At 37.8% G+C, this 17,623-nt stretch carries 15 protein-coding genes, 11 tRNA genes and 1 rRNA gene; 25 read left to right on the top strand and 2 right to left on the bottom strand.

What is annotated here, in order from left to right:
• Positions 1-143 precede the first annotated feature (143 nt).
• From PQF83_RS26210 to uvsE, 6 genes are all read left to right on the top strand, one after another.
• A complete protein-coding gene (locus tag PQF83_RS26210) occupies positions 144-1,559 on the top strand; it encodes an amino acid permease (RefSeq protein WP_000809368.1) in 1,416 nt (471 codons plus the stop codon).
• A 108-nt stretch (positions 1,560-1,667) separates the two neighbouring features.
• Positions 1,668-2,939, top strand: coding sequence for an MDR family MFS transporter (locus PQF83_RS26205; protein WP_000799737.1), 1,272 nt, complete (start codon positions 1,668-1,670; stop codon positions 2,937-2,939).
• A 381-nt stretch (positions 2,940-3,320) separates the two neighbouring features.
• Positions 3,321-4,406: a D-alanine--D-alanine ligase gene (locus PQF83_RS26200; protein ID WP_000161445.1), complete on the top strand. Its 1,086-nt coding sequence runs from the start codon at positions 3,321-3,323 to the stop codon at positions 4,404-4,406.
• A gap of 61 nt (positions 4,407-4,467) precedes the next feature.
• Complete coding sequence (gene murF, locus PQF83_RS26195) at positions 4,468-5,844, top strand: UDP-N-acetylmuramoyl-tripeptide--D-alanyl-D-alanine ligase (RefSeq protein ID WP_000610683.1); 1,377 nt, start codon at positions 4,468-4,470, stop codon at positions 5,842-5,844.
• A 305-nt stretch (positions 5,845-6,149) separates the two neighbouring features.
• Positions 6,150-7,727 carry a DEAD/DEAH box helicase gene (locus PQF83_RS26190; protein WP_000206582.1) on the top strand — a complete coding sequence of 526 codons (1,578 nt, stop codon included), beginning with the start codon at positions 6,150-6,152 and terminating at the stop codon, positions 7,725-7,727.
• A 95-nt stretch (positions 7,728-7,822) separates the two neighbouring features.
• Positions 7,823-8,785: a UV DNA damage repair endonuclease UvsE gene (uvsE, locus tag PQF83_RS26185; RefSeq protein WP_000961149.1), complete on the top strand. Its 963-nt coding sequence runs from the start codon at positions 7,823-7,825 to the stop codon at positions 8,783-8,785.
• On the opposite strand, the gene PQF83_RS26180 is transcribed toward uvsE, so the two are convergent.
• Complete coding sequence (locus PQF83_RS26180) at positions 8,778-9,350, bottom strand: rhomboid family intramembrane serine protease (protein ID WP_000906924.1); 573 nt, start codon at positions 9,348-9,350, stop codon at positions 8,778-8,780. The two genes, uvsE and PQF83_RS26180, sit on opposite strands and share 8 nt — an antisense overlap.
• A 92-nt stretch (positions 9,351-9,442) precedes the next feature.
• Here PQF83_RS26180 and acpS point away from each other — a divergent pair, with 92 nt between their 5' ends.
• From acpS to PQF83_RS26150, 6 genes are all read left to right on the top strand, one after another.
• Entirely contained in the window at positions 9,443-9,802 is a 360-nt protein-coding gene (acpS, locus tag PQF83_RS26175; protein WP_000635038.1) for a holo-ACP synthase, read from the top strand.
• Between the two features lie 156 nt (positions 9,803-9,958).
• On the top strand, positions 9,959-10,909 hold the full coding sequence (locus PQF83_RS26170) for a LolA family protein (protein WP_025991724.1): 951 nt from the start codon (positions 9,959-9,961) through the stop codon (positions 10,907-10,909).
• Positions 10,910-11,027: 118 nt separating this feature from the next.
• A complete protein-coding gene (gene alr / locus PQF83_RS26165; protein WP_000390599.1) occupies positions 11,028-12,197 on the top strand; it encodes an alanine racemase in 1,170 nt (389 codons plus the stop codon).
• 299 nt (positions 12,198-12,496) lie between these two features.
• Entirely contained in the window at positions 12,497-12,784 is a 288-nt protein-coding gene (locus PQF83_RS26160) for an antitoxin EndoAI (protein ID WP_000004570.1), read from the top strand.
• Positions 12,785-12,788: 4 nt separating this feature from the next.
• Positions 12,789-13,139, top strand: coding sequence for a type II toxin-antitoxin system endoribonuclease NdoA (gene ndoA / locus PQF83_RS26155; RefSeq protein ID WP_000635963.1), 351 nt, complete (start codon positions 12,789-12,791; stop codon positions 13,137-13,139).
• A 67-nt stretch (positions 13,140-13,206) separates the two neighbouring features.
• Positions 13,207-15,375 (top strand): Tex family protein, encoded by a 2,169-nt coding sequence (locus PQF83_RS26150; protein WP_000426228.1) that lies wholly within the window; start codon positions 13,207-13,209, stop codon positions 15,373-15,375.
• Between the two features lie 57 nt (positions 15,376-15,432).
• Here the strand turns inward: PQF83_RS26150 and cmpA are convergent, their stop codons facing one another.
• Positions 15,433-15,549, bottom strand: coding sequence for a cortex morphogenetic protein CmpA (gene cmpA / locus PQF83_RS26145; RefSeq protein WP_001143642.1), 117 nt, complete (start codon positions 15,547-15,549; stop codon positions 15,433-15,435).
• 195 nt (positions 15,550-15,744) lie between these two features.
• On the opposite strand from cmpA, the gene PQF83_RS26140 reads away from it, so the two are divergent.
• From PQF83_RS26140 to PQF83_RS26080, 13 genes are all read left to right on the top strand, one after another.
• The gene (locus PQF83_RS26140) at positions 15,745-16,203 is read left to right on the top strand and encodes a SprT family protein (RefSeq protein WP_000344246.1); all 459 of its coding nucleotides are present in this window, start codon (positions 15,745-15,747) and stop codon (positions 16,201-16,203) included.
• A gap of 114 nt (positions 16,204-16,317) precedes the next feature.
• Positions 16,318-16,392, top strand: a tRNA-Asn gene (locus PQF83_RS26135).
• A 3-nt stretch (positions 16,393-16,395) separates the two neighbouring features.
• Positions 16,396-16,486 (top strand) — tRNA-Ser (locus tag PQF83_RS26130).
• 8 nt (positions 16,487-16,494) lie between these two features.
• Positions 16,495-16,569 (top strand) — tRNA-Glu (locus PQF83_RS26125).
• A gap of 4 nt (positions 16,570-16,573) precedes the next feature.
• A tRNA-Val gene (locus tag PQF83_RS26120) sits at positions 16,574-16,649 on the top strand.
• A gap of 46 nt (positions 16,650-16,695) precedes the next feature.
• Positions 16,696-16,771: transfer RNA gene (locus PQF83_RS26115), tRNA-Asp, on the top strand.
• An 87-nt stretch (positions 16,772-16,858) separates the two neighbouring features.
• Positions 16,859-16,933: transfer RNA gene (locus PQF83_RS26110), tRNA-Gln, on the top strand.
• 5 nt (positions 16,934-16,938) lie between these two features.
• Positions 16,939-17,011, top strand: a tRNA-Lys gene (locus PQF83_RS26105).
• Between the two features lie 16 nt (positions 17,012-17,027).
• Positions 17,028-17,110: transfer RNA gene (locus PQF83_RS26100), tRNA-Leu, on the top strand.
• Between the two features lie 97 nt (positions 17,111-17,207).
• Positions 17,208-17,284: transfer RNA gene (locus PQF83_RS26095), tRNA-Arg, on the top strand.
• Positions 17,285-17,288: 4 nt separating this feature from the next.
• Positions 17,289-17,365: transfer RNA gene (locus PQF83_RS26090), tRNA-Pro, on the top strand.
• 1 nt (position 17,366) lies between these two features.
• Positions 17,367-17,437: transfer RNA gene (locus tag PQF83_RS26085), tRNA-Gly, on the top strand.
• Between the two features lie 76 nt (positions 17,438-17,513).
• Positions 17,514-17,623: ribosomal RNA gene (locus PQF83_RS26080) — 16S ribosomal RNA — on the top strand; the annotation flags it as partial.

Raw genomic sequence — 17,623 nt, 5'->3', positions numbered from 1 at the left:
ATAGAAAGAATGATAAAAATCGTGCATATTCATAAGAGTTTCTACTTATTTCGACAAAAGTATTGACTGGAAAAAGTACTATGAGTAAAATGAAAAAGCGAATTAAAAATTTTCAGAAAATTTAAAACTTGGAGGAGCATGCTATGAAGCAAATTTTTCAAAAGAAGCCTATTGCAAAGTTAATGCAAGAGAGTAAACAAAAGACGTTAGCAAGAACATTGGGCGCACTAGATTTAACGATGCTTGGAATCGGGGCAATTGTTGGAACGGGTATTTTTGTTCTAACGGGCGTGGTAGCAGCGAAACATTCTGGACCAGCTATTATATTATCATTTGCGATAGCCGCGTTAGCATGTGCCTTTGCTGCATTTTGTTATGCTGAATTTGCTTCTTCAGTTCCTGTCTCAGGCAGTGTGTACACGTACACATATGCGACGATGGGAGAAGTATTCGCATTTTTAATTGGATGGGACTTAATGCTTGAGTATTTACTTGCAACCTCTGCTGTGGCAAATGGTTGGTCCGCGTACTTCCAATCTTTATTAAAGGGATTTGGAATTCATATTCCTACCATTCTTTCCTCAGCCCCTGGTACAGGAAAGGGTGGAATAATTGATTTGCCAGCAGTTCTAATTATTTTAGTGATGACAGTTCTTTTATCTAGAGGTGTTCGTGAAAGTGCACGTGTAAATAATATTATGGTATTTATTAAACTAGCGGTTGTTCTTATTTTTATCTTTGCTGGTTTTAATTATGTGAAACCTGAAAACTGGACGCCTTTTATGCCATTTGGCTTAGATGGTGTAATGGCTGGAGCTGCTACAGTGTTCTTTGCATTTATAGGGTTTGATGCAGTTTCAACGGCAGCAGAAGAAGTGAAACGTCCACAACGTGATTTACCAATTGGTATTATTGCATCTTTATTAATTTGTACGGCTCTTTATATTATCGTTTCGCTTATTTTGACAGGAATTGTTCCATACGGGCAGTTGAATATATCAGATCCAGTCGCTTTTGCACTTCAATTTATTGGACAAGATAGTTTAGCGGGAGTAATTTCAGTAGGCGCAATTACAGGAATCACAACAGTAATGTTAGTTATGATGTATGGGCAAGTACGAGTTTCATATGCAATGAGTAGAGATGGATTGTTGCCGAAACGTCTTGCTAAAGTTCACCCGAAATTTAAAACACCGTTTTTAAATACGTGGACAACGGGAATTATTGCAGCACTTATTTCAGGATTAATAGATTTAAATGTGTTAGCGCATCTTGTAAATATGGGGACATTGTCAGCCTTTGCACTTGTAGCTGTAGCTGTTATTGTAATGAGAAGAACGCATCCTGATTTACCAAGAGCATTTAAGGCGCCGCTTGTACCATTTTTACCAGCGTTAACGGTAATTTTTTGTTTATACTTAATGCTTCAATTATCCGGGACGGCTTGGATTAGTTTTGGTGTATGGATGATTATCGGTATTGCGGTTTACTTCTTATATAGCCGAAAACATAGTGCTTTAAATAATAGTAAAGAAGAAGACGACGCAGCCAATTTATAAGTAGAAAAATCCATTCTAATTCTGTTAGAATGGATTTTTAATTTTGAAAATTTACATTCTTCTGAACTTGTTATAAGATAATTATTGTTGAACAAAAGGGGTGAAATAATGAAAAATACGTGGCGTGAGTTAAGGGAGATGGACCGTAACGTATGGATTCGGTTTATTGGTGAGACGTTAAATGGAATTGCAATGATGATGTTGATGCCTTTTTTTGCATTATATTTAAAAGATAAGGTAGATTCATTATTACAGGTCGGAGTGATTATGGCACTGTCTCCAATTGCTGCCAGCTTTGGATCAATTATAGGGGGAAGAATTGCTGATATATATGGAAGAAAACCGATTATGATATTTTCGATGGCGAGCAATGCAGTATTCATGCTCGGTTTTTTATTTATAGAAGGATTTATTCCATATGCGATTTTATCTGTTTTTTTAGGATTAAGTAATTCGTTATTTCATCCAGCTGCATCAGCGATGGTTGCGGATGTAACGGCGCCAGAAAAAAGAACAGAAGCATATGGTTTATTGCGAATGGGGCACAATATAGGTGCTGCAATTGGTCCGATAATGGGGGCTTCAGTAGTTATGTTATCGAAGAACCTTGTGTTTATTATTGCCGCATCTACGATGTTATTTTATGCATTGCTTGTATTCGTCCTTATTCAAGAGACAATGCCAAAGAGTACGAATAAAGAAGGTGATACAGAAAAAGAATCAGGAGCAGTGTGGAAAATTGTATTGCGAGATAAGGCACTCATGATTTATTTATTAGCAGGTATCATTATTTCGATGGGATTTTCTCAAACAGAAGGCATGTTGCCACTGCACTTTGACAATGAAATGAAAGGTATTTTTGGAACTAACAATCCATATCCATATTTAATGGCTTTAAATGGACTATTAGTTGTGTTGTTCCAATTTCAAATTTCAAAATGGGTCACAGATAAACCTGTTGGAAAGACGATGTTATATGGTGCATGTTTGTTTGGGATTGGGTTATTTTTTATAGGGTGGTTACCGAAGTGGTTTGGAGGACTTGATACAAATGCTACGATTATTTTAATAACGTTACTGTTTGTATATGCCATATATACGTTAGGTGAGATGATTATGTCGCCTGTACAGATGACGTTTGTAGCGAATTTGGCTCCTGAGCATTTGAGGGGGACTTATATGGGAGCTGCAAGTTTGCAGTGGATTACAGGAAGTGCATTCGGCCCACTTCTTGGAGGTTTTTTATTAGACCGATTACTTGGCCACTTTTTATTTACAATTTTAGCTGTCGGTTGTGTAGTTGCAGGTATTGTATATATTTCTTTAGACCGTCTCGTTGAACAAAGGCAAAAAAGCACACTAACCAAACAATCTTCTTAATAATTAGATGACATACACAAAAAGGGGATTTCTACATATTTTAGGTACATAACTAGGTTGGATTGCAATTTTATCCCACTTTAATGGGCAGTAAGACCCCCACCTCAAAATTCAGCGAAAGCAAGGAATTTAGGTGGGGGTCGGGCTGCCCATAAAAGTCCGATTGGTTCAACTAATAATCAGTAGGGGATGAAGCCCCCACTGATTAAAGTTTCACTTTATATATTTATCAAGAAAGTTAAGTGGAAAAAGTATAGAAAACCAATAAGTGGTGTCATTTAATTATTTGTGGAAGTTGCATTTTATTTCAAATAGGAACTACCTATTTTTATAAAAAGTGCTAAAATAGAAAAATGAAAACAATTGGTTAGGGTGATTTCAGTGACAAAAATTAAATTAGGTTTATTATATGGTGGAAAATCAGCTGAGCATCAAGTTTCGCTACAAACGGCTCTTGCTGCTATTAAAGCATTAAATCAAGATAAATTCGAGATTCATCCAATTTATATTACAGAACAAGGTCAATGGGTACGCGGTGAGCGTATTGAAGGTGAAGTAACAGATGTTGAAGTTCTAAAAATGAGCGGTGCAGAAAATGCGATTTCTCCGCTATCATTAAGCACAGAAATCATTCCATCTGCAAATGCTGAGGAAAATGCTATCGACGTTATTTTCCCATTACTACATGGACCAAATGGTGAAGATGGAACGGTACAAGGATTATTAGAATTAATGAATATTCCTTATGTAGGAAATGGTGTTCTAGCATCTGCTGCTGGTATGGATAAAGTTGTTATGAAAAACATTTTCGCAGAAGCTGGATTAAAACAAGCGAAATATGCATCATTCATTCGTAGCGGATGGGAAAAAGATCGTGAAACAGCATATGAAAAAGTAGAAGAAGTATTGGGTTATCCTTGCTTCGTAAAACCAGCAAACCTTGGTTCAAGTGTTGGGATTAATAAGTGTAAAAATCGTGAAGAACTTGAGAATGCATTTGAAGAGGCATTCCAATTTGACCGTAAAATTATTGTGGAAGAAAATATCGTTGGACGTGAAGTAGAAGTTGGTGTACTAGGTAATGATGAACCGAAATGTTCAGTTGTAGGTGAAATCGTACCTAAAAAAGACTTCTATGATTATAAGTCGAAATACATCGATGGTGATACAGCGTTAATTATTCCAGCTGAAATGACAGAAGAAGAGTCTAATGTTATTAAGCGAGATGCGATTGTTGCATTCCAATCGTTAGATGGTGCTGGCTTAACGCGAGCTGATTTCTTCTTAACGAAAGATGGAGAAGTATACATTAACGAAGTGAATACGATGCCAGGATTTACGCCGTTTAGTATGTTCCCTCTACTATGGCAACATACTGGATTACCGTATCCGGAATTAATTGAAGAGCTAATTCGTTTAGCAATGGAGCGTCACGAAGAAAAACAAAAAATTAAATATACAATCTAACAAAAAAAGGAGGAGGCACTATTCGAAGGAATAGTGCTTCCTCTATGTAAGGAGTGTTTTTATGATAAATCGAACGTTAAAACAAGTAGAACAAATGACAAATGGTACGGGATTAGCAGAGCAGTATGAGGGAATTACTATACAAGGAGTGTCTATTGATACGAGAAAAATCGAAAAAGGAAACTTATATGTTCCGATTCAAGGTGAACGTTTCGATGGACATGCTTTTGTAGATAAAGCTGTTGAAAATGGAGCTGTGGCGACATTATGGATGAAAGATGTAGCAAATCCACCTGAGAATCTTCCGGTTATTTTTGTAGAAGACACGCTATCAGCATTACAAATGTTAGCAAAAAACTATCGCGACCAATTGGATGTTAAAGTGATTGGTGTGACAGGTAGTAACGGTAAAACATCTACAAAAGATATTGTAACAAGTCTTCTTGCGACTAAATTCAAAGTTCAAAAAACAGAAGGAAACTTCAATAATCATATCGGGCTACCTCTTACTATTTTAAACTTAGAAGAAAATACAGAAGTAGCTGTATTAGAAATGGGAATGTCAAGCCGTGGGGAAATTGAATTCTTATCTAAGTTAGCTCGTCCAAATGCAGCTATCATTACGAACATTGGTGAAGCGCATTTAATGGACTTAGGCTCTCGCGAGGCAATTGCTGAAGCGAAATTAGAAATTGTGACAGGATTACAAGAAGGTGGAGTGTTCGTATATAACGGAGATGAGCCATTATTAACGAATCGTGTTCCTGAGATGAATTTAATAGCTGAAACAGTTACGTTTGGTGATGCTAGAGCAAATGATTACTATCCAACGACTGTAACGTTACAAGCAACTGGGACACACTTTAAAATGAATAGAGAAGAAAACATTTCATTCTATCTACCGGTATTAGGGAAACACAATGTGTATAATACGCTTGCTTCTATGGCAATTGCGAAACATTTTGGTGTAACGTGGGAAGAGATGAAAGAAGGTTTAGTAACACTTCAAATGACAGGCATGCGTATGGAAATTGTAAAAACAAATAGTGGATTAACAATTATCAACGATGCTTATAATGCAAGTCCAACAGCTATGGAAGCAGCATTCCACCTAATGAATGGTTTAGATGGATTCTCTAAAAAAATTGTTGTTCTCGGCGATATGTTAGAGCTTGGAGATCAAGAAGTACAGTTTCATTATGAGGTAGGTAAATTAATCGATCCAGCAAAAATCTCCTATGTGTTCACATATGGTAAATTAGGAGCTCAAATTGCTGAAGGAGCGAAAATTAATTTCCCTAACGAACGTGTAAAGGCTTATGATAATAAAGAAGAGTTAGTAAAAGAGTTGCAAGCAGTAGTCGATGCAAAAGATGTTGTATTAGTCAAAGCATCTCGCGGTATGAAATTGGAAGAAGTAATTACGATGTTGAAATAATTGGTGTATATAAATAGGGATGATAGCAACGAAAAAAGAAGAAACTTATAATAAGCGCTTACAGTAAATATAAAAAAATAAAAGTGAAGAAAAAAACTCTTAATATGAAAATAAGGTAACAGTTGGGTTTGCTTTTTACACATACAAAACTTATAATTGATAAAGTGTAATAACGTTTAGAAGTATTTTCGTGAAGAATATACGCCCGTTTATATACGTGAGCATTCAGGAAAAGGGCTTTTCCGCAAATTCGGAAAACGCCTTTTTTTAAATGATAAGTATAGGATAGAAAAGGAGAAGTAACATTGACAACATTTCGAGAATTAGGATTAAGTGATTCTTTACTGCAATCTGTTGAAAGTATGGGCTTTGAAGAGGCTACGCCAATTCAAGCTGAAACAATTCCACATGCATTGCAAGGTAAGGATATTATTGGGCAAGCACAAACAGGTACAGGGAAAACAGCAGCATTCGGATTACCACTATTAGATAAAGTGGATACACATAAAGAATCGGTTCAAGGTATTGTTATCGCGCCAACGCGTGAATTAGCAATTCAAGTTGGAGAAGAGCTATACAAAATTGGTAAACATAAACGCGTTCGTATCTTACCAATTTACGGTGGTCAAGATATTAACCGCCAAATTCGTGCTCTAAAAAAACACCCACACATTATTGTTGGTACGCCGGGTCGTATTTTAGATCATATTAACCGTAAAACACTTCGCTTACAAAACGTAGAGACAGTTGTTCTTGACGAAGCGGATGAAATGTTAAACATGGGCTTCATTGAAGATATTGAAGCAATTTTAACAGATGTGCCAGAAACACACCAAACATTACTATTCTCAGCGACAATGCCGGATCCAATCCGTCGTATTGCTGAGCGTTTCATGACTGAGCCTCAACACATTAAAGTAAAAGCAAAAGAAGTAACAATGCCAAACATTCAGCAGTTCTATTTAGAAGTGCAAGAAAAGAAAAAGTTTGATGTATTGACACGCTTATTAGACATTCAATCTCCAGAGCTTGCGATTGTATTCGGTCGTACAAAGCGTCGTGTTGATGAACTATCAGAAGCATTAAATTTACGTGGTTATGCTGCGGAAGGTATCCATGGTGATTTAACTCAGGCGAAACGTATGTCTGTATTACGTAAGTTCAAAGAAGGTTCTATTGAAGTTCTTGTTGCAACAGACGTTGCTGCACGTGGTCTTGATATTTCGGGTGTAACACACGTATACAACTTCGATATTCCACAAGATCCAGAATCATACGTTCACCGTATTGGCCGTACTGGTCGTGCAGGTAAAAAAGGTATTGCAATGCTATTTGTAACACCACGTGAATCTGGACAATTAAAAAATATCGAGCGTACAACAAAACGTAAAATGGACCGCATGGATGCACCAACACTTGACGAGGCACTAGAAGGTCAACAACGTTTAATCGCTGAAAAACTTCAAAACACAATCGAAAATGAAAACTTAGCATACTACAAGCGTATTGCGGAAGAAATGTTAGAAGAGAACGACTCTGTAACAGTAGTAGCTGCTGCTTTAAAAATGATGACAAAAGAGCCAGATACAACTCCAATCGCTTTAACATCAGAACCACCAGTTGTTGCAAGAGGTGGCGGTTCTAAAAAACGCGGCGGTAACGGAGGCGGATACCGTGATGGTAACCGTAATCGTAGTCGTGATGGACGCGGTGGCGATGGTCGTAACCGTGACCGCAATCGCGATGGTCGTAATCGTGACGGTAACCGTGATCGCAATCGTGATGGCGGCAACCGTGGTCGTCGTGGCGAAGGTCAAGGACGCCCAGGATCTTCAAACGGACGCGGCGAAAGAAAACATCATAGCCGTAAGCCACAAGCTTAATAATGAAAAAGAGAATGCCCTTTGCCGGCATTCTCTTTTTTTATTTTTGTAATTGTACATACTACATAATAACTTATGTAGAAATGAGGTGCCGCATGCTTGTAAGGCTTGGCTATGTCGCGATGAGTGTACATTTGAAAAATGCATCTCCATCTCAAACGATGACGTACGCGCAGTTTCAAAAAATAGATGATCGGGAAGCGGCGATTCGTAAACTTGAAAGAATTGCTAATTCGAATTTGGAAAACTGTTTACGATTATTAAAACATAATAAAGGACATGACATATCGTTCTTTCGACTTAGTTCCAAGCTGATTCCTTTAGCGAATCATGAGGAGTTGTTAGATTGGAATTATATTCGCCCTTTAAAAGAAAATTTAAAAGTGCTAGGTGATTACGCTATTCGAATGAATATGCGTATTGATTTTCATCCAGATCATTTTGTTGTACTTAATTCACCCGAGGAGAATATTTTTAAACAATCTGTAAAGACGTTACAGATGCATAGAAAATTATTAAAAGGTATGGGGATTGAACATAAGCAACGATGTGTAATGCATGTTGGTGGCGGATATAAAGATAAAGAGCTTGCATTAGAGCGTTTTATAGAGAATTGGTCTAATGTCCCAAGAGGTATTCAGGAAATGATTATGTTAGAAAATGATGATACAACTTTTACGCTCGAGGACACATTATATTTAGGAGAAAAATTGGACATTCCCGTTGTATTTGATTTACATCACCATATGATGAATCATGATCGAGAAGATTGGCATGAAGATTGGGCGCGTGTCGTACATACGTGGGAATCGTCTTTGTTACCAGTGAAAATGCACATTTCTAGTCCTAGAGAGGGAAAAGACCCGAGAGCACATGCGGACTTTATTGATGTAGATACTTTTTTATCTTTTTTAAAAAAGATAAAGGGAAGTGTTCCGCAAATTGATTGTATGATTGAAGCGAAGATGAAGGATGAGTCTTTATTTCAACTCATGAGGGATTTAAGTGAACAAACAGATGTGGAAATTATCGATGGTGCGAGCTTTTATATTAAATGAGCTCTGCACCATCGAGTTTTTTTATTAATAAAGGGGTGCAAATACCACCAATGATCAATCCTGTTAAATGGCTGATAGGGTTGGCAGAGGGATTGAAGAAAGTGAATAGTAGTAATATACATATCATGATTGAAAAAATAGCGATGTCTCTTGGATTGGAAGAACGATAGCGGCTATACATTAGAAATAACTGTGCACCTAGCAATCCGAAGATACCACCAGATGCCCCGGTATGAATATATTCATGGGGCATAATAAGATAAGAGAAAATATTTCCGAGAATGCCAGAAAGGAAAAAAATAATGATGAAAGAAAAGTGGCCTAGTTGTTTTTCAATAGAAGAGCCAAGGACGAATAAACAAATACTATTAGAAAGAAAATGTGGTAAGTCTACATGTACGAGTAGGGAAGTTATGAGACGCCACCATTCTCCTTTAGCGATATATTCATTAGAAGCTGCCATAGGAAAGAGGAAAAAATCGCCTAATATAATCATGATTAATTGTACGAGAAGTAAAGCGATGACGATTGGTTGTAAGGAAATGCGGGCGGATGGTATTAGCATATTGTGAGTATCACTCCTTTTGCATCAGAAAGATTCTCTGTTATTCTTACAATATGAAAAAAGAAAGCTAAATAGAAGAAGGGGATTTTGAAATGATTGTAGGGATTGGAATCGATATTATTGAATTGAATCGAATTGAAAAAATGATAGATGGAAAGCTTAAATTTATGGAACGTATTTTAACTGAAAGTGAACGTAATGTTGCTAAGGGGCTGAAGGGAAGCCGCCTTACAGAGTTTGTAGCTGGAAGATTTGCAGCGAAAGAGGCGTATTCAAAAGCGGTAGGAACTGGTATTGGGAAAGAAGTGAGTTTTTTAGATGTTGAAGTAAGAAATGATGATAGAGGGAAGCCGATTCTTATTACAAGTACAGAGCATATTGTTCATTTATCAATTAGTCATAGTAAGGAATTTGCTGTTGCTCAAGTTGTTTTAGAAAGCTCGTCACGCTAGTCTGCATATTTTATATCTTTGTCTCATATATTTGTGGTAGCGATAAGGAAGGTACATCTTCCATTCATTTATAGGGGCAAAGGGGCTGAAGTGATGAAAAGGCGTCTGTTTTTAGTTCTTGTCGGTTTATTAACCGTTTTTGTGTTGGCCGGTTGTATGGAAAAGAAACAAGATGATGTTGTGAGAGATTTAGAAGCGAAAGTAAAAGGGTTGAAAAGCTATCAAGCTGAAGCGAAATTATCTATTAAAACAGGGAATGAGCCTCAGGAGTATAAGGTAGAAATATGGCATAAGGAACCTTCTTTTTATCGTGTGAATTTGCAGAATGCGAAAAAAGACCAAAGTCAAATTATTTTAAGGAATGAAGAAGGTGTATTTGTATTAACGCCAGCGCTTAATAAGAGTTTCCGTTTCCAAAGTGATTGGCCGCAAAATAGTAGCCAGGCTTATTTATACGAATCTCTTGTGAGGGATATTTTGCAGGATAAGAAAAACCTTACTTTTGAAAAAACAGATAAGTATTATATCTTTAAAACAAAAACAAACTATCAGCATCAAAACATGTTGCCGAGACAAGAGATTACATTGAAGAAAAGTGATTTAACACCAGTTTCGGTGAAGTTAATGGATAATGATCAAAATGTTCTTGTGAAAGTAGATTTCTCTAAAGTGAAATTTGATGCGAAATTTGATAAAGGTGCATTTGATACGAAACAAAATATGTCTAGAGCGCAAGTAGATGTTCAAACGACAGCGAAAGAAGACAAACCATTTGCTATTTTGTATCCGCGTGATACGCCGCAAGGTATGACTTTGAAAGATGAAAAAGAGTTGAAGACAGACAGTGGCAAGCGTGCGATACTCACATACACTGGAAGTAAGAAATCCTTTACTTTAATACAAGAAAAGGCAAAAGTTGCAGAGGCTTCGTCAGCGATAAGTGTGAGCGGGGAATTGGTTGATCTTGGCTTTACAATTGGAGCATTGACGAAAGACTCTTTAACGTGGTCGCATAACGGAGTAGAATATATGCTCGTGTCTAAAGGTTTAGAGCCGAAGGAGCTGTTAATGGTTGCTCGTTCAGTTACAGAGAAGCAAGTGAAGTAAACTTCTTAGACGTGGTGATATATGTGCACCACGTCTTTTCTTAGTTTGAAGGGTGGATTTCATAAAAGAAGCATATAAAAGAATAAGCTTCGCATATCGTGTATAAGGAAGTGTGTTTATGGAAGAAGCGCCATTTTACCGTGACACTTGGGTGGAAGTGGATTTAGATGCCATTTATAACAACGTTACACATATTAAAGAATTTATCCCGAGTGATGTAGAAATTTTTGCCGTTGTTAAAGGGAATGCATATGGGCACGATTATGTACCGGTGGCTAAAACAGCATTAGAAGCGGGGGCGACAAGGTTAGCAGTTGCGTTCTTAGATGAAGCTTTAGTGCTTCGAAGAGCTGGTATTACTGCGCCGATTTTAGTGTTAGGTCCTTCTCCTCCTCGTGATATAAATGTAGCTGCTGAAAATGATGTAGCATTAACTGTTTTTCAAAAGGAATGGGTAGATGAAGCAATCAAACTTTGGGATGGTTCGTCTACGATGAAATACCATATTAATTTCGATAGTGGTATGGGGAGAATTGGAATACGTGAACGTAAAGAATTAAAAGGATTTTTAAAAAGCTTAGAAGGTGCACCATTCTTAGAATTGGAAGGAGTTTATACGCATTTTGCAACGGCAGATGAGGTGGAGACTTCTTACTTTGATAAGCAATATAACACATTTTTGGAGCAGTTAAGTTGGTTGAAAGAATTCGGAGTGGATCCTAAGTTTGTTCATACAGCTAATAGTGCTGCAACGCTACGTTTTCAAGGGATTACATTTAATGCAGTACGAATTGGTATTGCGATGTATGGGTTATCTCCATCTGTAGAAATACGCCCTTTTTTACCGTTTAAATTAGAACCAGCGCTATCATTGCATACGAAAGTTGCTCATATTAAAGAGGTGATTAAAGGGGATGGAATTAGTTATAACGTCACTTATCGAACGAAGACGGAAGAATGGATTGCGACCGTTGCAATTGGTTATGCAGATGGCTGGCTTAGAAGATTACAAGGATTTGAAGTGCTTGTAAATGGTAAAAGGGTACCGATTGTAGGGCGAGTAACAATGGATCAATTCATGATTCACCTTCCTTGTAAAGTGCCTCTTGGTACGAAAGTTACACTCATTGGAAGGCAAGGAGATGAATATATTAGCGCTACAGAGGTTGCGGAATATTCAGGTACTATTAATTATGAAATTATTACAACGATTAGTTTCCGTGTGCCGAGAATATTTATACGGAACGGTAAAGTTGTGGAAGTAATCAATTATTTGAATGATATATAGAAGGTAGTATGATTTGCTTCTTGTCATGTGAGAGGACTTTTCGTTGGCTAAGAATAAGTTCGTTTTTTGACGAGAAGCTTTTTACTTATCATTACTTTTAACATAATTTAACGTGGAAACTCTTCCGTTTCTTGTTGTAATGAGATAAAAAATAAAAGAATATGAATGTTTTGTTTGTGAATTGGAAAACATAAGCAAGGAATAAGGAAGTCTTTGCAACAGGCTCCATACAATGGTATTATTACAATAGGTGTCATATATATATTTGGGTGTGTAGTTGACGGTGGAGGTGTATTTTTGTGTCCGAATCAAGTGTAACTACTGAAATCGTGGTTCGGTTGCCAAAGCAAATGGTAACGGAATTGGACGGAATTGGAAAACAAGAGAATAAGAATCGCCATGAACTAATTTGCCAGGCAACACAACTGTTATTGCGTCAACATAAGACGAAGAAACGCTACCAACATGAATCAATGCGACGTGGGTACATTGAAATGGGAAAAATTAATCTTGGTATTGCATCTGAAGCTTTCTTAGCAGAGTATGAAGCAGCTCATACAGTAGAACGCTTAGTTAGCGGGGGGTAATATTTTGATTGTAAAACGCGGCGACGTGTATTTTGCAGACCTTTCCCCAGTTGTTGGTTCTGAGCAAGGAGGCGTTCGTCCGGTTCTTGTCATTCAAAATGACATCGGAAATCGTTTTAGTCCAACGGTGATTGTAGCGGCTATTACTGCACAGATTCAAAAAGCGAAATTACCCACTCATGTGGAAATTGATGCGAAAAAGTACGGTTTTGAGAGAGATTCTGTTATTTTACTTGAGCAGATTCGAACAATCGATAAGCAGCGCTTAACGGACAAAATCACTCACTTAGATGAAGTGATGATGATTCGTGTAGATGAAGCGCTACAAATTAGTTTAGGACTAATAGATTTTTAAATCGGCAGTTTAAGTTGCTCTCTTTGAAGGGCAACTTTTTTTATTATAGAGGAGGTTGCGGTTGTATATGGAAATGGTAGATAATCGACAAGCGTTAATGAAAATGTTAGTGAAGGAATTAGGCTTTACCGAAAAGCAAGTTCGTCATGTTATTCAATTAACAGAAGAAGGTAACACAGTTCCATTTATTGCTCGTTACCGAAAAGAATGGACAGGCTCTTTAGATGAAGTGCAAATTCGTACAATTTTAGAGAGATGGCAATATATAATGCAGCTTGAAGATAGAAAAGAAGAGGTTCTTCGTCTTATTGATGAGAAGGGGAAACTGACAGGAGAATTACGTCAGCAAATTGTGAAAGCTACAAAGTTGCAAGAAGTAGAAGATTTATATCGTCCATATAAAGAGAAGAGAAGAACGAAAGCAACGATTGCAAAAGAAAAAGGACTAGAGCCATTAGCTGAATGGTTATTGTTATATACAAAAGAAGATCCGAATCAGAAGGCAATGGAGTTTATAAATGCCGAGAAAGAAGTGCAATCTGCAGAAGAGGCATTACAAGGTGCTCAAGACATTATTGCAGAAATCGTTTCAGATGAAGCAGCATATCGTAGTTGGATTCGGAATGTTACTTTTAGAAAAGGTGTTATGTCTTCGGCTGTAAAAGATGAAGAGAAAGATGAAAAAAATATATATGAAATGTATTACGATTATGAAGAACCGTTGCAGAAAATCGTGCCGCATCGTGTATTAGCGATGAATCGCGGTGAGAAAGAAGATATATTGAGAGTTTCTGTTGTTCCGCCAGTAGATGAGATAGTAACTTTCTTATATAAGAAAGTAATTCGTGATAACGATTCAAAAAGTGCACAGTATGTAAAGTTAGCAATTGAGGATGGTTATAAACGATTAATTCAATCCTCTATTGAAAGGGAGATTCGAAAAGAATTAACAGAAACAGCTGAGGAACAAGCAATACATATTTTCTCTGAGAACTTACGTAATTTGTTATTACAACCTCCAATGAAAGGAAAGGTTGTGTTAGCTGTAGACCCTGCATATAGAACGGGTTGTAAATTAGCTATCGTAGACGATACGGGGAAAGTTCTATATATTGATGTTATTTATCCGCATCCACCAGTGCGTAAATATGAAGATGCAAAAGCGAAAGTTCTTTCTATTATAGATAAATATCAAGTTGAAATGATTGCGATTGGGAATGGTACAGCTTCTAGAGAATCGGAAGAATTTATAGTTGATGTATTACAAAATGTGAAACGAGAAGTCTTCTATATTATTGTGAACGAAGCTGGTGCGAGTGTGTATTCGGCTTCTGATTTAGCCCGCGAGGAATTCCCAGATTTACAGGTTGAAGAAAGAAGTGCGGTTTCTATCGGTAGACGTCTGCAAGATCCACTTGCTGAACTTGTAAAGATTGATCCTAAATCAGTTGGGGTTGGACAATATCAACATGATGTGTCTCAAAAAAGATTAAATGAATCATTAACGTTTGTAGTAGAGACAGCAGTTAACCAGGTCGGTGTGAATGTAAATACAGCTTCAGTTGCGTTGCTGCAATATGTTTCAGGCTTATCAAAAACTGTTGCGAAAAATATTGTAGCAAAGCGTGAAGAAGAAGGGAAATTTACAAAACGAACAGACTTAAAGAAAATACCACGTCTAGGTGCGAAGACATATGAACAATGTATAGGTTTCTTACGTATATTAGAAGGGGCAAATCCGTTAGACCGTACAGGTATTCATCCAGAACAATATAAAAATGTTGAATTGTTATTGAAGAGTCTAGGATTATCGAAAGATGACGTAGGGCAACCGCAATTACAAAAGAGTTTAGAAGAAGTAGAGATTTCTAAGTTGTCGCAAGAAACGGGAGTTGGAGAACCAACATTAGTTGATATTATAGATGCACTCATTAGTCCAGAGCGAGACATGAGGGATGAGTTGCCTAAACCGCTTCTGAAAAAAGGGATTTTGAAGTTAGAAGATTTAAAACGTGGTATGGAACTGGAAGGAACAGTTCGTAACGTTGTTGATTTCGGTGCTTTTGTTGATGTAGGTGTGAAACAAGATGGTTTAGTACATATTTCTAAACTAAGCAAACAATACGTGAAGCATCCGTTAGATGTTGTATCTGTCGGACAAATCGTCAAAGTATGGGTAGATGATATTGATACGAAAAAAGGTCGCGTTGCATTATCTATGTTGCCGATTGAATAGTAAGAGAAGAGAGCAGATGAAACTGCTCTTTTTTTATAGGATAAAACGTGTAATGGATTAGGAACTTTGATGTATTTTGCTATAATAAAACCAGCATTCATTTAGTAATTTAATTTGATACCGGTTTTTTTCAAAATATGCGCGTTGCATTTGTTTTTTGAGCCATGTAGGCATAGGAATCCCTCCTTGTTTAATCCTACTCTCATAAATGTAAAGTACTATTGATGAGAGGTTGGTGAGTGGATTTCTATTTTTGCTATGTTTTTAGAAACCACGCTTCTTGAATGAGGATGGGTATATGTACTATTTAATATATGTATAAGAGAGGAGAAAAGTGTAAAAATATTTTTTTGTTTAGGAGGAATGAAAATGGATGAGCAAGAAATACAGCGGCTAGTGGAAGAAGTATCACTACAATATTTCGGAATGCCGTTTTTACATAAAGCAATGTTTAATAGTAGGTTGCGTACAACTGGTGGACGTTATCTGTTGAATACACACAATATTGAACTGAATTATCGATATTATGAAATGTATGGGAAAGAAGAATTAGTTGGGATTGTTAAACATGAACTTTGTCATTATCACTTACATATTGCGGGAAGAGGGTATAAGCATCGGGATAAGGATTTTCGAGAATTATTAAAGGCAGTTGATGCACCACGCTTTTGTAAACGAATGATAAATGAAGAGAAGGGAAAAAAGGTTTATATGTATGAATGTATGGAATGCTCACTTCAATATGTAAGGAGGCGTCAAATAAATACAAAAAGATATGTCTGCGGAAAGTGTAAAGGGAAACTAATCTTGATAAAGAAAACATCTTGACAGTGAAAACGCAATCCAGTATATTATAAACATGTCACGTTTGTACAAGATGTTGTGAAAAAACTTCTTGACTTACGATGAGAATTTTTATAAGATACAAATTGTCTTTATTATTCCGCAGTAGCTCAGTGGTAGAGCTATCGGCTGTTAACCGATCGGTCGTAGGTTCGAGTCCTACCTGCGGAGCCATACAGAGAAGTACCCAAGTGGCTCAAGGGGCTCCCCTGCTAAGGGAGTAGATCGCGAACGCGGTGCGAGGGTTCGAATCCCTTCTTCTCTGCCATTCATATTGGCCCGTTGGTCAAGTGGTTAAGACACCGCCCTTTCACGGCGGTAACACGGGTTCGAATCCCGTACGGGTCACCACTTCGGAGGATTAGCTCAGCTGGGAGAGCACCTGCCTTACAAGCAGGGGGTCGGCGGTTCGATCCCGTCATCCTCCACCATAATATTATAATGAAAAGTAAAATGACATTAATGTAAAGATTAAATGGTCCCGTGGTGTAGTGGTTAACATGCCTGCCTGTCACGCAGGAGATCGCCGGTTCGACCCCGGTCGGGACCGCCATTTTAACTTCTGCTAATTGGCAGTTGTTTTTTATTGGTCATTATGGTACAATAACATTTGTCTTTGAAAATAAGATAAGCATTTCGATGGGCTATAGCCAAGCGGTAAGGCAACGGACTTTGACTCCGTCATGCGCTGGTTCGAATCCAGCTAGCCCAGCCATTTACGAGCCATTAGCTCAGTTGGTAGAGCATCTGACTTTTAATCAGAGGGTCGAAGGTTCGAGTCCTTCATGGCTCACTTTTGTTTTTTCCGCGCGGTCGTGGCGGAACGGCAGACGCGCTAGGTTGAGGGCCTAGTGGGGGAAACCCCGTGGAGGTTCAAGTCCTCTCGGCCGCATCGAAAAAATCTTTTAAAAAGTACTTGCATTTGAAAATGTAGTATGATAAGATAATTGAGTCGCCAAAACACAACGACGAAAAAACATCATGAATAAGCGCCCGTAGCTCAATTGGATAGAGCGTTTGACTACGGATCAAGAGGTTAGGGGTTCGACTCCTCTCGGGCGCGCCAATTACGGGAAGTGGCTCAGCTTGGTAGAGCACCTGGTTTGGGACCAGGGGGTCGCAGGTTCAAATCCTGTCTTCCCGACCACGCGGGTGTAGTTTAGTGGTAAAACAAGAGCCTTCCAAGCTCTGGTCGAGAGTTCGATTCTCTTCACCCGCTTTTAGTTCTTTGAAAACTGAACGAAACAAACAACGTGAAACGTCAATTTTTATTTTAGATGCTAGACAAACTAACTTTATTGGAGAGTTTGATCCTGGCTCAGGATGAACGCTGGCGGCGTGCCTAATACATGCAAGTCGAGCGAATGGATTAAGAGCTTGCTCTTATGAAGTTAGCGGCGGACGG

Source organism: Bacillus sp. FF-1 (assembly GCF_028548245.1).
GTDB classification, from domain to species: Bacteria; Bacillota; Bacilli; order Bacillales; family Bacillaceae_G; genus Bacillus_A; species Bacillus_A paranthracis.
Note: the sequence above shows the minus strand (reverse complement) of the source record. Positions and strands in the feature narration are given on the sequence as shown.

Coding starts and splice junctions, on each gene's coding strand:
- PQF83_RS26210 (WP_000809368.1), top strand. CDS start 144: ATGAAGCAAATTTTTCAAAAGAAGCCTATTGCAAAGTTAATGCAAGAG.
- PQF83_RS26205 (WP_000799737.1), top strand. CDS start 1,668: ATGAAAAATACGTGGCGTGAGTTAAGGGAGATGGACCGTAACGTATGG.
- murF (WP_000610683.1), top strand. CDS start 4,468: ATGATAAATCGAACGTTAAAACAAGTAGAACAAATGACAAATGGTACG.
- uvsE (WP_000961149.1), top strand. CDS start 7,823: ATGCTTGTAAGGCTTGGCTATGTCGCGATGAGTGTACATTTGAAAAAT.
- PQF83_RS26180 (WP_000906924.1), bottom strand. CDS start 9,350: ATGCTAATACCATCCGCCCGCATTTCCTTACAACCAATCGTCATCGCT.
- acpS (WP_000635038.1), top strand. CDS start 9,443: ATGATTGTAGGGATTGGAATCGATATTATTGAATTGAATCGAATTGAA.
- PQF83_RS26170 (WP_025991724.1), top strand. CDS start 9,959: ATGGAAAAGAAACAAGATGATGTTGTGAGAGATTTAGAAGCGAAAGTA.
- alr (WP_000390599.1), top strand. CDS start 11,028: ATGGAAGAAGCGCCATTTTACCGTGACACTTGGGTGGAAGTGGATTTA.
- PQF83_RS26150 (WP_000426228.1), top strand. CDS start 13,207: ATGGAAATGGTAGATAATCGACAAGCGTTAATGAAAATGTTAGTGAAG.
- cmpA (WP_001143642.1), bottom strand. CDS start 15,549: ATGCCTACATGGCTCAAAAAACAAATGCAACGCGCATATTTTGAAAAA.
- PQF83_RS26140 (WP_000344246.1), top strand. CDS start 15,745: ATGGATGAGCAAGAAATACAGCGGCTAGTGGAAGAAGTATCACTACAA.